11 protein-coding genes are annotated in these 13,422 nt (G+C 75.9%); 6 read left to right on the top strand and 5 right to left on the bottom strand.

Annotated features, from left to right (window positions below; all coding sequences use genetic code 11):
* Window positions 1–1,557: 1,557 nt before the first annotated feature.
* Window positions 1,558–2,130, top strand: a complete 573-nt coding sequence (locus JKP75_RS00965) for a sugar transferase (RefSeq protein WP_200489538.1) — start codon at window positions 1,558–1,560, stop codon at window positions 2,128–2,130.
* Between the two features lie 28 nt (window positions 2,131–2,158).
* Here JKP75_RS00965 and JKP75_RS00960 read toward each other — a convergent pair whose 3' ends face one another.
* From JKP75_RS00960 to JKP75_RS00940, 5 genes are all read right to left on the bottom strand, one after another.
* A complete protein-coding gene (locus JKP75_RS00960) occupies window positions 2,159–2,536 on the bottom strand; it encodes a hypothetical protein (RefSeq protein ID WP_200489539.1) in 378 nt (125 codons plus the stop codon).
* 154 nt (window positions 2,537–2,690) lie between these two features.
* On the bottom strand, window positions 2,691–2,909 hold the full coding sequence (locus JKP75_RS00955) for a hypothetical protein (protein WP_200489540.1): 219 nt from the start codon (window positions 2,907–2,909) through the stop codon (window positions 2,691–2,693).
* A gap of 65 nt (window positions 2,910–2,974) precedes the next feature.
* On the bottom strand, window positions 2,975–4,624 hold the full coding sequence (locus JKP75_RS00950; RefSeq protein ID WP_200492685.1) for a glycosyl hydrolase family 28-related protein: 1,650 nt from the start codon (window positions 4,622–4,624) through the stop codon (window positions 2,975–2,977).
* A gap of 35 nt (window positions 4,625–4,659) precedes the next feature.
* A complete protein-coding gene (locus JKP75_RS00945) occupies window positions 4,660–5,766 on the bottom strand; it encodes a glycosyltransferase (protein ID WP_200492684.1) in 1,107 nt (368 codons plus the stop codon).
* A 90-nt stretch (window positions 5,767–5,856) separates the two neighbouring features.
* Window positions 5,857–7,008, bottom strand: coding sequence for an OmpA family protein (locus JKP75_RS00940; protein WP_200489542.1), 1,152 nt, complete (start codon window positions 7,006–7,008; stop codon window positions 5,857–5,859).
* 1,313 nt (window positions 7,009–8,321) lie between these two features.
* Between JKP75_RS00940 and JKP75_RS00935 the strand changes: the two genes are divergently transcribed.
* From JKP75_RS00935 to JKP75_RS00910, 5 genes are all read left to right on the top strand, one after another.
* Window positions 8,322–8,744, top strand: coding sequence for a hypothetical protein (locus tag JKP75_RS00935; protein ID WP_200492683.1), 423 nt, complete (start codon window positions 8,322–8,324; stop codon window positions 8,742–8,744).
* 32 nt (window positions 8,745–8,776) lie between these two features.
* The gene (locus JKP75_RS00930; RefSeq protein ID WP_200489544.1) at window positions 8,777–10,078 is read left to right on the top strand and encodes a hypothetical protein; all 1,302 of its coding nucleotides are present in this window, start codon (window positions 8,777–8,779) and stop codon (window positions 10,076–10,078) included.
* Complete coding sequence (locus JKP75_RS00925) at window positions 10,075–10,968, top strand: glycosyltransferase (RefSeq protein ID WP_200489545.1); 894 nt, start codon at window positions 10,075–10,077, stop codon at window positions 10,966–10,968. Before JKP75_RS00930 ends, JKP75_RS00925 begins: the two co-directional genes overlap by 4 nt.
* A 7-nt stretch (window positions 10,969–10,975) precedes the next feature.
* Window positions 10,976–12,316 (top strand): O-antigen polymerase, encoded by a 1,341-nt coding sequence (locus tag JKP75_RS00920; protein WP_200492682.1) that lies wholly within the window; start codon window positions 10,976–10,978, stop codon window positions 12,314–12,316.
* A 507-nt stretch (window positions 12,317–12,823) separates the two neighbouring features.
* Window positions 12,824–13,420 (top strand): glycosyltransferase, encoded by a 597-nt coding sequence (locus JKP75_RS00910; RefSeq protein WP_200492681.1) that lies wholly within the window; start codon window positions 12,824–12,826, stop codon window positions 13,418–13,420.
* Window positions 13,421–13,422: the final 2 nt, after the last annotated feature.

The following is a 13,422-nucleotide window of genomic DNA, read 5'->3' as shown; positions in this document are numbered from 1 at the left end:
CCGGCCGGCCCTGGCCGACTCCGCGGATCCCCCCGGCGTCGAGCCCGCAGGTGCGACGGTCGGCGCGGCCCAGTCCGCGGATCCCGGCCACGCCGGAACCGACGAGGACCACTCGCTCCCGCCCCGGCACACGCCCCACACCGCTCCGCCGGCGCCCGCACTGCTCGCGCCGGTCCCCGAGTCCGCAACGCAGCCGCCGGACGAGGCGCTCCCGGCGACGAGCGAGCCGGCCGAGGAGCCGTCGGACCCGGAACCGGCACCGATCCCCACGAGCTCGCCGGGTCCGACGAGCCCGTGGCCGAGCCCGCGGCCGAGCCCGTGGCCGAGCCCGCGCCTGAACCGGCGCCGGTCGCGGCGTCCGAGCCTCCGCCCGCGCAGCCGTCGTCGACCCCCGCGAGCGGTTCGGTGCCGGTGACCAGCGTCCCGGCCACCAGCCCGTCCACGGCGCCGGCGCCGGGGCCGGCCCCGGCCCCGACGACGACCACGACCGCCGCCACAGCCACGACCACCGCGACCGGCACCGGCACCGCCACCACCGGCACCGGAGCGGTGACGGGCAGGTGCCCGGCGGGCGGGCCGACGTCCGCCGCAACCGCGTCGACCACCGGTTCGAGCACCGTCCCCGCCCCGACCACGGCGACCACGACCACGACCACCACCACGGCCACGGCGCCGGTCCTCGGAGCAGCCACCGCCCCCGACCCGGCGGAGCCCGTCGCTGCGCCGCCGGGGTGCGCGCCGCCGACCGAGAGCTCCTCCTCGCAGCCGACCCCCGCCGCCTTGCCGGCCGGAACGGGTTCGGCAGCGCTCCCGGCGGTCACCCCGGCCCCGGTTCCGGCTCCGCTGGTCGGGCTCACGAACGCGCAGGCGCCCGCTCTCCCCACCACCGCGGACGCCTCCGGGCACGTGTCCGGCCCGCCGTGCCTCGGCGCTCAGGCAGACGTCTCCTCGAGCTACCGCGGCCCGGCCGGCGAACGTCGCCAGGCCGTGCCGAGCAGCGGCACGTCCTCACCGGCCGGGGGCGCCGACGCGCGACCGGCCACCGGCGCGGCGCATCCGGCCGTCGCCGCACCCGCCCTCCCGCTCCCCGCTCCACCGGCACCGTCGCCCGCCGCACCTCCTCCGGCGCTGCCCCCTGCCCCCGCCTCGACGTCGTCGGGCGCCGGGTGCGGCCCCGCGGGACCGACGCGCGCGGACCCCGGTGCCGAGCCGGCCGCGCTGATCGCGACCACGACCGAGGTGACGGTCCTGCAGCTCCGGACGGGCCTGCCCGTGGACCTCGGCTCCGTCCTCCCCGCGGACGAGGACCGGGACGTCCGGCCCGACTAACCTGAGGTCCACGGCGCCCCGACGCATGCCCGGCGCCGTTCGACGGGACGGCCCCGAGGTCGCCCGTACCGGGTCCGGCTCTGCCACGCCCTGGCACCCGAAGCCCTGGCACCCGGTACCCCGTCGCCCATGCACCGCCACGCCGCGACGGCAGTGATCCCGCGCCGTCCGCCCTCCACCCAGCACGCTTCGCTCAGCCCGGCGCGATCCGCACAGGAGGCCGCAGCCATGTCACTAGCGCCTGCCAGCCGATACGACCACCCGACGACCCCGCACCACCGCATCAAGGCAGCGGTGGACCGGACGGGCGCCGCCGTCCTGCTCGTCCTCGCCCTGCCGTGGCTGGGGCTCATCGCGCTGGCCATCTGGGCCGAGGACGCCGGCCCCGTGCTGCGCCGCGAGCGCCGGCTGGGCAGGTGGGGGCGGGAGTTCTCGCTGCTCCGGTTCCGGACCACGACCTCCGGCGGGCGGCAGGACGGACAGGTCACGCGCGTCGGCGCGGTCCTCCGGCGCTACGCGGTCGAGGGGCTGCCGCAGCTGATCAACGTGCTCCGGGGGGATCTGTCCTTCATCGGTCCGCGGCCACCGGCACCCGGGGTGCGCTCGGGAGAGTGGCCCAGCTGCGGCCCGAGCATGCGACCCGGTCTCACCGCTCCCTGGGATCACCGCGGGGCGCCCCGGTCGACCGAGGAGGCGTCGCGCGAGCTGGAGCGCTACCTCGGCAGCTGGTCCCTGCGGTCGGACCTGACCATCCTGTGGCGCTGGCTGCGGAACGGCTCCGCGCGGCCGGGAACCGCCTAGCCCGCGCCCGCCGGCTGCGTCGCCCCGGTCAGGCGGGCTGGTCGGGGCCGGGCCGCCGTGGCCCCTCGTCCCGGGGATCCGTGCCCCGGTCCGCGTCGGCGTCCGCGTCGGCGCACCACTGGTCGACACCGCGCCGGAGCTCGTCCTCCCAGCGCCAGAGCTCACCCCAGCGGTCGAGCTCCTCGTCGTCCACGAGCGGGCTCCCCGGTTCGGGTGCGAAGGGGCCGACCTCCCCGAGCCCGCCGGGTGACCGCGTGGCCAGATCCGCCCGGGAGAGCGCCACCAGCCTGGCCCGGGCGCCCCGTTCCTCGGCCAGGTCGCCCGCGCGCAGCGCACGGCCGATGACCAGGCACAGGGCGGCCGTCAGCGCGAGCCACACGAGCCCGACCATCAGCATCTGGACCATGGGTCCTTCTTCGTCCGCGACGTACCCGTAGCCCTACCCGCGGGCCAGCCGGCGACGGCTCCGGACATCGTCTACCCCACGTCGGCGGGCGACAACCCGGACCGGCACGGGCGGCTGCGTCGACTTCGGGCAGCGACGTGGCGCGGACCGAGAGTCAGCGTTCGGCGGGGACGTCGGGAGCGACCGGGTCCTGGGGCGTGCGCGCCTCCGCGCCCGCTCCGGGCGTCCCCTCTCCGGGTGTCTCGTCCCCGGGCGTCTCCTCCCCGCGCGGTTCCTCCGCGCGGTCGGCGCGGCGCAGCACACGGCCGATCACGAGGCCGGCGCCCACGAGGAGGATGGGCCAGGCCAGCGCGACGACGTGCACCGTGCTCATCCGTGCGTCCCCGTTCCCGCCGTGCCTGGCCCCGGCCTGATGCAGCACGGGGTGGCACCCCGACGCTACAGAGCGTGAGCGGACCCCTGCACGTCGGGCGTCACGGCTGGACGGACAGCTCTCCTCCGCGGGGACCGCAGGTGACCCGCTCGGCGTCGTCGAAGTCGTTGCCGCGCAGGGAGATGCCGCTGACCGTGGCGCCGTCGCTCCAGTTGGCGTGCACGGCGCAGGCCCGCGACTGGGGCCAGTGCAGGTCGAGGCGGTTGCCGGAGACCACGATGTCGCGGGCGTCGAACGCATCCTTCGGCGGTGAGGTCGAGCTGCCGTCGAGCGAGAGGGCGATCGCCGGCGCGCCCTCGGCGCTGCGCCCACCCGATGTCGTTGTCCGCGATGAGCACGTTCTTCGTGTCCCACGGCGAGCTGTTCAGCGCGATCACGGTGCCGGCTATGTCGTCGAACCGGTTGCCCTCGATGGTGGCGGAGTGCACCTGGGACAGCCGCACGATCGCGTCGGACCGGCTCCCGTCGGCCTGGAAGCGGTTCTCACCGATCGTCAGGCCGGTGATGATGTGGTGGTAGGTCCACCTGCCGTCCGGGGGCATGTCCTGGTCGATCCCGCGGGTCGGCTCCCCCTCGAACCCGGCGAAGTCGGCCAGCCGGAAGAGGTTGCCGGTGATGCTCACGTCGTCGATCGCGCCGGTCCCGCCGGCGTTGAACACCACCCCGCGCCCGACGTCGAGGAACTGGTTGGCCTCGACGGTGATGCCGTCCTGCAACGCGAGGTCGCTGTACACGTCGGGGCCGATGTAGACGGCCGGCCAGCTGTCGCTGATGCGGCTGTTCGTCAGCGACTGCCGGGGCCCGTGCAGCTCGACGCCCCCGCTGTAGGTGAAGGGCTGCTGGTCGTGCTCGACCGTGATGCCGTCGACCACGACGTCGGTACCGGTGAAGTAGAGCGCGGAGAAGTCGATCTGGTCCTCGTTGCCCGGGATCGAGGTGCCGCCGTTGCGGAAGGTCGAGTCCCGGACCTCGAAGCCCGAGCCGCCGCCCTGGGCCACGACGTAGTTCTGGCCGGGGGTGTCGACCATGGTCACGTCCTGCACGGTGACCTGGTCGGCGCCGAAGGTGTACAGCCCGTAGGCGGTGATCGTCCGCCCCGCCGGGACCAGGTTGCCGGGGCCGTTGAGGTCGAGGGTGAAGCCCGAGAGGGTCACGTCCCGGGTGCCCTCCGCGAGGAACACGTTCCCGCCCCACTCCGCGGACGAGTCGGCGATCACGCCGTCGGCCATGCGGAGGACCGCACCCGGGTCGGCGGTGACCGTCTGGCCGTCGCGCAGCCGGAACACGAAATCGGCATCGATCACCGTCGTCCGCGGGGTCGCGTAGCTCCCGAGCAGGTAGGTGCCGGCGCTCAGGTGCACCGCGTCGGCGCTCTCCAGGGCCTGCCGGATCGCCGGGGCGTCGTCGGTGACGCCGTCCCCGGTCGCGCCGAAGTCCCGGACGTCGACGGCGCCCGGCGGAACGCCCCCGCCCTCGGCCGCCGGCGGGGCCTCCTGCCCCGGGCCGGCCGGTGCCCCGTCGCCGCCCGTGGCGACGACGGCCCAGATGATCCCGAGCCCGGCGACCAGAGCGAGGCCGAGCGCCCAGAGCGTGCGCCACCGCCGGCGCGGCACCGAGCCCGGTGGGGCCGGGGGCTCCGGCCGGTCCTCGGCCACCGGCGCCTCGGCCGGCGGGCTGTCGCTCTCGGCGTTCAGGGCTCGACCTCCCCCGCGGCGCCGGCGCGGTCGGTCGGGCGAGGGGGCTCCGGGGCGGCCGGGAGGTGGAGCGCTCGCAGGAAGTCGTCCTGCCAGGCCGCGAAGCTGTAGTGCTCCGCCACCGCTCTGCGGGCCGCGTCGCCGCGGGCGCGGCGGGCCGCCTCCGGTTCGGAGAGCAGCGCGAGCACCGCATCCACCCAGGAGCCGGTGTCGGTGGCGGGTAGGCCGTGCAGCTGCTCGAGGACCCGGGCGTTCACCCCCACCGGCGAGGCCACCGACGGCAGGCCCGCCGCCCCGTACTGCAGGAGCTTGTAGGCGCATTTGCCCCGCGACCAGGCGGTGTCGGGCAGCGGCATGAGACCGCAGTCCGCGGCGGCGATGAGCCGGTCGGTGCGCGGGCCGTCCCACGTCACCCGGTCGGTCATGGCCTCCAGCTCGCCGAGCGGCCGGCTGCCCGCGCTGATGACGGTCAGCCGGGCGCCGGTCGCGCGGTGGACCTGCAGCAGCGCCGGCGCCACCTCGTCCAGGTAGGGCTCCGTGGACGGCGATCCGAGCCACAGCAGCCGGGGCACCTCCCCGACGGCGTAGTCCTCCTTGACCGGGTAGTCGTCGGGGTCCACGCAGCTGGGGATCACCGTCACGTTCGGGTTCAGCCGGGAAGCGGCCTCGGCCAGGAGGTCGTTGCCCGCGACGACGAGATCCGCCCCGCGGACCGCCGTCGACCAGCCGGCCGCCTCGCCGAACACGCGGTGGACGCCGCCGCGCCGGTCGTCGTGGAGGGCGTCGTCGAAGTCGTACACCCCCCAGCCCGCCCGCTGCATGAGCCCGGCCTCGATGCGCCCCCGGGTGAACGGCCCCATCGAGCGGGAGATGAGCACCCGGTCCGGGGGCGCCGCGGAGCGCAGCGAACGGAGGTGCCGCTCGGCCCGGAGCACGGCGAGCGGGTCGCGCAGCAGCGTCCCGGGCCGGACGTTCGCAGCGCCGAGGTAGTCGTGCACCTCGGCGTCGAGGTCCAGGAACCGCAGCCAGTCGAGCACCCGCACCCGCGTGCTCGCCCCGGCAGGGCCGTAGGAGGTCCCCACCACGAGCCGGCGGCCGGTCATGGAGTCACTGTAGGTGCGGAACGGCGCAGCAGGACGCGGTCCGGCCGCCGTTCACCCGACCGGCGAGGAGGAACGGCAGGTGCGCCCCGCTCACCCGCAGTCCACGTCCGCGGTGAAGTCGATGGTCACCACCCGGTTCAGCGCGGCCGCGGCCGGGTCGAGCCTCCCTGCCGCGTCCCGGTCGGGGACGTAGTCCTCGGAGGAGCTCCCGAAGCCCAGCACCCGCAGGTTGTCGACGTCCACACCGAGCTCGATCAGCACGTTGGCCACCTGCTGCGCCCGCTCATGGCTCAGCGTGACGACGCGCTCGGGATCGCCGACGGCGGGGTGGAAGCCGAACACCTCGCCGATGATCTGCCGCTCCTGCATCTGCCGGGCGAACGGGCCCAGGACCTCGATCACCCGCGCGCGGTCCAGGAACTCGATCTCGCCCGGGCGGAAGCCCACGTCCCCGCCGCGGAGGACCAGCTGCTGCGGCGAGCAGGACACCCCGGGACCGACGTCGACGGACCGGACGGCCGGCAGCGGGCCCTCGAGCGGTGCGGGGTCCCGGACGTCGTCGAGCTCGACCGCGACCGCGCCGGAGCGGAGGGCGATCGTGGTCCAGAGCTGCTCGACCTGGGTCCGGCGGGCCTCGTCCGGGGGCGCCTGGGGCAGGACCGCCTGGCCCAGGCCCTGGAACACCACGGAGAACCCGTCGAGGGCGGGCAGCAGTCCGGCGTCCGCGAGCGAGTCGGCGACCTCCTTGGGCTCCGCGTCGAGCAGGCCGGGCCGGGTGAGGTCCATCGGCCCGGCGGTGGACAGCCCCGGGTCGAGGACCACGAGGGTGCGGAGGCCGGGACCGGGCGGCACGCTGCGGGCCGCGACGCCCAGCGCGGTGAGCAGGTCGGACTCGGGAGCCTGGGCCCGGACGCCGGAGACCGCGTCGTCGACCCGCTGCCGGTTCTCCGCGCGCTGCTCCGCGCTGCCACCGGCCAGCCGCACCGGCTCGCCCACCGGGGTGGGCGCACCGTCGGCGACCACCACCGACAGCATCGACTGCTGGGCGACCGCCAGATCACGGGCGGCAGCGGCCGCGCCGGTCAGGACCGGGGCGGGCGCACCCGCGTGCCCGCCGACCACCACCGCGAGGACCCCGCTCGGCTCGGCCGCGACGGAGCTCCCCCCGCACCCGGCCAGGCCGGCCGTCACCACCGCGGCGACCAGCACGGCTCCCCACCGGCCGGGGGTCCGGACCCTCATCTGCGCTCCCTCCGCGGCTATGGCTGCGCTCCCGGCGGACCTCGTCGACCGGGTCGGCGCCGGAACATACCCGTGCGCATCGCCCATCGGGAGGTATCGGGCTCTCCAGCGTGCCGGAACCGGACCGTGCGGACCCATTTCCGACCCAGCGCCTGGGCGGATGGTGACTCAGCGCGACGGAAGGGGCTGACGGGGCCGGTGGGCAGAGGTAACTTGTGGCCCTCCACGGCCTGGGCCGGGTGCCGCGGGGCTACCTGGTCGACGGCCGGGCAGGAGATCGCCACGTCGAGCGGGGGCATCGTGACCGGACAGGACGCGCTGGGTGCAGCGCGCTCCCGCTGGTGGCTGCCCGCGCTCGGGATCGTCCTGGGCCTGGTCGCCGCGGGCGTCGTCACCTGGCAGACGACGCCGCTCTACCGGTCCTCCACGCAGGTGTTCGTGGGGCAGACCGGCTCGGCCGCGGCCGCCGACGCCTACGCGGCCGGGCTCTTCGCGCAGCAGCGCGCGCTGTCCTACGCGACCCTCGCCGAGAGCGAGGACGTGCTCCGCGCCGCCGCCGACGGCCTGGGCCTGGACCTGCCCATGGCCGAGCTCACCGAGCGGGTGTCCGCCCGCTCGGTGCCCGAGACGGGCATCATCGAGGTGACCGTCACCGACCCCTCCGCGGCCCGGGCTCAGCAGCTCGCCGACGCCGTCGGTGAGGAGTTCACCGCCGAGGCGACGGCGGTGGAGTCCTCCCGCGGGCGGGTGGGCGCGCCGGTGTCCTTCCACGACGATCCGCTCGGCGCCGCGTCCCACCGAGCCGATCTCGCCGGACGCGACCCGCAACCTCTCCTTCGGCGCCCTGGCCGGACTCCTGGCCGGCCTCCTGCTCGTCGCGCTGCCCCCGCGATCGACCCGCACCGTCACGCACAGCGACGACGTGCGCGACTGGTCGGGCACCGAGCTGCTCGCGACGCTGAGCGGCGTCCCCGACACGGCGGCCTTCAGCAGGCTGCGCACCCGTCTCCTCGGCGGTGGCGACGGTCCACCGCCCCGGGTCGTCGTCGTCGCCGCCACCGGGCCCGACGGCCCGCGGCCGGACGTCGCGGCCGGGTTGGCCGAGGCGATCGCCCGCGCCGGCCTGCGGGTCGCCCTCCTCGACGCCCGTCCCCTCCCGGTCGGCACCGCCGTCCCGGAGGGCCCCGGGGACCCGGGCCTCACCGACCTGCTGGCCGGGAAGGCCACGCTGGAGGAGGTGCTGCGCGTCGGCGAGGAGGACCGCCCGGTACGTCATCCCCGCCGGCACCGTCGACACCCTGGACGCCAGTGCGGTGCACGCGTCGCCGGCCCTGGCCGGGACGCTGCGCACCCTCACGAGATCCCACGACGTGGTCGTCGTCGACAGCCCGGCGCTGAACCCGGTGCCCGATGCGGCCGTGCTCGGCGCCGCCGCGGACGGCTGCCTCCTCGTCGCCCCCTACCGGCGCACCGGACAGCGGGAACTCGCCGACGCGGCCGCCACGCTCTCCGAGCACGGCGCGCGGCTGCTCGGCGTCGTGCTCGACGGGGTCCCGGCGCGGAGGGCGCGGGCGCTGGGGCTCCGGTACGACTACCCGGTCGACGAGGACAGGCGATCGATGCTCCCCCCGGTCGGCCGGCGCATCGTCGCCGGTGGCGGTTCCCCGACCGACGAGCCGGCGCCGGCCCCCGGGCCGGTGGGAGCCCCGTCGGCGGCAGAGCCAGGGGTCTCGTGAGCAACGAGCCAGGACCGGCCACGGTGGCCGAGGTGGAGGCAGCGCAGCCCGACGCGCCGGAGGTGGCCCCGCCGTCGTCCCGCGTGGGCCGGCTGCTCCAGGGACCGCTCGCGCTGCTCCGCTCCGGCGGGTTCTTCGACCTCCTCGTCGCCCAGATGGCGCCGCTCGCGGTCAGCTTCGGGCTCACCCTCGTCTCCGCGGCCCTCCTCGGGCCGGAGCTGCGCGGTGTCCTCACCTTCCTGATGACCGGCGCCCTGCTCTTCGGCGCGCTGGCCTACGGCAGCCTGCACGTGCCCGTGGTCGAGGCGCTGCGCGCCAAGGACCGCACCGGCCTGCGGCACGGGCTGCGGCTCATGTGGGTGCTGGCCGGGAGCATGACCGCGGTCGGGCTGGTGCTGGTGCTCGTCGGCGGCGCAGCTCGGGACGACGTCCCCTCCACGGTCGGGACGACGGGCTGGGCCCTGGTCGGCGGCGCGATCGTGGTGACGCAGCTGTTCACCGGCCGGGTGCTGCAGGGCCTGGCCCGCAACCGCGAGTACCAGGTCACCATCGTGGTGCAGAGCCTGCTGTACCTGCTGGGCGCCGGGGCGATGCTGCTGGCGACCCGCTCCCCGCTGCCGGTCTTCGCCGCCTGGTACGCGTCGGTGGTCCTCAGCGTGGGCCTCACGTCGGTGCTCCTCCACCGCCACCTGCAGGCCACCGGCCCCTGGCGCTGGAGCGGCAGCCCGTGGCGCGGGTTCCTCCGGTCGGCCACGGCGAACAACATCGGCAGCATCGGCCAGATGGTCATGCTCCGTGCCGACGTCCTCGTCGTGGGCGTGCTGCTCGGCGCGACCGACGCCGGCATCTACGGGCTCGCGCTCTCCCTGACCGAGCTCGCGCTGATCGTCCCCGAGGTGTTCGCCCTCTCCGTGTTCGCCAGTCGCGCCCGGCTGGACGGCCCCCGCTGGCGCGACGAGCTCGACCGCTCCGTCCGGCTCAACGCCGGGCTCGGACTGCTCGCCGCCGTCGCGATCGCCGGCGCGGCCGTCGTCCTCGCGCTCGGGCCGCTGGCCGACTACGACGGGCTGGTCCCGCTGGTGCTCATCGTGCTGCCCGGCGTCTTCGTCGCGGGCTACTCGCGCATCGCGTTGAGCGCGCTCCAGGCGCTCGGCGCCAGCTCGCGGGTGTGGATGTTCGGTGCGCTCGCCGTCGCGCTGTCGATCGGCTACGTGCCCGCGGCCGCGCTCGGCGGCACCCCGGGCGCCGCGGTCATGTCGACGATCGCCTACACCGTGACGGCGGTCTTCCTCCGCAGCAGCCTGCGGTCGGCCCTCCGGGGAGACGTGCGGTGACGCGGACGGCGATGGTGCTCGTGGCCTACCGGTCGGCGGCCTACCTCGAGCAGGGGCTGCCGCCGGTGGTCGCCGACCCGTGCGTCGGCGACGTCGTGGTGGTCGACAACAGCAGCGACCCCGCCACGGCCGAGGTCGTGGCCCGCTTCGGCGACCGGGTGCGCTACATCGACCCGGGCGCCAACCTGGGCTTCGCGACGGCGTGCAACCTGGGCTACCGGGCGACCACCGACCCGGTCGTCACCTTCCTCAACCCCGACGTGCTCCTCGACCGGGGCGTCGGCGAGCTCGTCGCCCGCTGCGCCGCGGAGCGGACGGCCGTCGTCGGCGGCGGTCTCACCTTCGTCCCCGGGGAAGCGGAGCTGGCCAACGCCCGCCGCGCCGTCACGCCGCTCCGCGAGCTGAAGCGCGCCGTCCTCGGCGCCGAGTCCTCGGTCGTCCCCCTGCGGGCCGGCACCTCCGTCATCCCCGTCGAGCAGGTGGACGGCGCGTTCCTCATGGCTCCCCGGCCCTTCCTCGACGCCCTCGGCGGCTTCGACGAGCGGTTCGAGCTGTACTTCGAGGACGTCGACCTGTGCGACCGGGCCCGTGCCGCAGGCCAGGTCCTGCTCGACACCCGGCCCTACGGCACGCACGCCCACGGGGCCAGCTCGCGCACGGTGGCCGGACCGTCCTTCTGCGTCTTCCGCGTCTCGCGCGCCCGGTACTTCGCCAAGCGCTGGGGGGTGGCCGGCGCCCTCGGCGCGGTCCTCATCGGGCTCGCCGAGGTGCTGGTCCGGACCCTGACGCGGCAGCCGGAGGGCTGGCCCGTGCGGTGGCGCGCGCTCCGGCTCACCGTTCGCGAACTGGCCCGCCCCGGCTCCGTCCGGGTGCTCTCGGAACGGTCGTAGGAGGGTCATGTCCAGCGCGGTGCTCCTGATCGGGTGCGTGCTCCTGCTCGTGCCCTGCTACGCGCGGTTCGGCATGGTGCACCCGCTCACCGTGACGCTGGCGCTGTGGACGGGCACCGCCGTGCTCGTCGTGATCCGGCCGATGAACCTCGTGGACCCGGACCTGCGGGTCTCGGTGGCCATCGTGCTGGGGCTGGCCGTCCTCACGATCACCCCGCTGGTCCTCGACCACCGACGGCGCGGACGCGGACCGGCCCCCGAGGACCGGCCGGTGGTCCCGATGACCCTGCACACCGGGGCGCTCGCCGTCGCCACGGTGGTCGTCCTGGCCGCCGTCACCTGGGCCAGCCTGCAGTACCGCAGCGCCATCTCGGCGGCCCTGGGCCAGCCGTTCAGCGAGGCGGACCCCAAGCTGGTCCGCTGGGCCGAGCTCTACGGGAACGTGAGCGCCGGCGGGACGGTGGGCATGGCGCTGGCGCTGGCGCCGCTGCTCGGGGCGTTCGCCGTCATCGGCGGGCTGTGCTCCAGCCGGTTGTGGTACCTCCTGCTGCCCGTCGCGGTGATCGTGACCATGCAGTCCCCCTCGCGCACCGCCACGCTGACCGTGGTCGTGACGGCCGCCTTCTTCCAGGTCCTGCTCGCGCGGAGCCCGGGCCTGCCCGTCCGCCGGCGGGCGCGCACGCCGGGCCGGTGGCGGGCGCTCGCCATCGCCGTCGGGGCGGTCGTCCTGGCGGTGGTCTACTTCGGCTTCGTCGGCCAGCAGCGGGACGGCACGGAGATGCCCGACACCCTGCGCGTCGCCGGCTGGGTCCCCCAGGCCCTGGTCGAGCCGCTGCTCTACCTGCTCGGCGGGATCAGCGCCTTCAGCGTCGGGCTCACCGAACCGCTGGGGGACCACGGCCCCTACGGCGAGTTCGGCCGCTCCATGTACGCCGTCGTCCGGATCGGCCAGCTCATGGGCTTCGACCTGCCCTCGCCCGAGCCGTTCGCCGGCTACGTCGACATGCCGGTGTCGTTCAACACCTACACGTCCTTCGGGGACGCCTACTTCGACTTCGGCCTGGCCGGGGTCCTCGGGCTCTCGCTGCTCACCGGCCTGCTCGTGCACCTGCTGAGCGTGTGGCCGCGCCGCGGCCACCCGGGCTCGGCCTGGGGCATGAGCGTGATGGCCGCGGTCCTGACCGCGACACCGATCCACATGCGGCTGCTCGACCTCGACATCCTCATCCCCGCCGCCGTCGGCCTCGTGGCGATCGCGGCGATCCTCCGGCCGACTCGCGGGCCCACCCGCCGGGCCGGGGTCCTCACCGCGCCGCCGTGGGCGGCACGGGGGCGGGTGGGCGCATGACCGACGGAGCGGAGGCAGTCGTGGACGGACCGGTCCGGATCGGCCTGGTGACGAGCGTCGGGCGCACCCTGGACGCCTTCTTCCCGGCGATCGCCGCACGGCTGGAGGAGCGGGGCTTCGTCGTGACGTCGGCGAGCGGCACCCACTCCGACATCGCGTCCTGGACGCATCTGGAGGGCTTCTCGCAGCGCCCCTCGCTCGGCGTGGTGACCGCGGTCCGGTCGCTGCGCGCGTGGTCCCGGGCGCAGCAGCACGACGTCGTCATCACCAACACGGCGACGGCGTCGGCGATCGTGCGGCTCGCCGGCCTGCGCGCACCGGTCGTGTACTTCTGCCACGGGCTGCACTGGGGGGACGAGCACGCCCCGGGCGCCCGGCCGTGGCAGCTGATCGAGCGGGCGCTGCTCCGGCGCACCGCGGGCGTCATCACGATCAACCGCGACGACCACGCCTGGTTCGAGGCGGCACCACGCGCCGCACGTCCACCGGCTGCGGTCCGGTGTCGGCGTGCCGCTGGAGGAGTACCCCGCCGCACCCGTGCCGGCGGACGGCCACGACCTGCTGTGGGTCGGGGACTTCACGCCGCGGAAGCGCCCGCACCTGGCCGTGGACGTGGTCGAGCGGCTGGTCGAGCTCGGCTGCCCCGTGCGGCTGCGCATGCTGGGCGACGGGCCGCTGCACGAGGAGGTCCGCTCACGGATCGACGCCGCCGGTCTCGGCTCCGTCATCACCGCCGAAGGGCGCGCCGCGGTGGCACCGGCCCTGGCCTCGGCGACCGCCCTGCTGCACACCGCCGAGTGGGAGGGGCTGCCGCGCGTCGCCCTGGAGGCGGCGGCGGTGGGCCGCTGGTCCTACGGGTTCGACGTGAAGGGCCTGCGCGACGCCCCGCTGGTGCGACTGGCCCCGGACGGCGACGTGGCGGCGCTGGCCGGACTGGTCGCCGCGGACGTCTCCTCCGGCGCCGTCCGATCGGTGCCCGACGTCCGGGAGTCGCTGGGCGTCGACGCGGCCGCCGACGGCATCGCCACCGCGGTCCTGGACGTCCTCGGCCGGCCCGCCCTGGACAGCGACGGTCGCACGTCCCCCGGGCAGCAGTCCGCCTGACC

Origin of the sequence: Blastococcus sp. TML/M2B (genome assembly GCF_016612865.1) — a bacterium.
Lineage (GTDB): Bacteria > Actinomycetota > Actinomycetes > Mycobacteriales > Geodermatophilaceae > Blastococcus.
The sequence above is the reverse complement of the archived record's forward strand: the minus strand, read 5'-3'. Positions and strand labels throughout refer to the sequence as shown.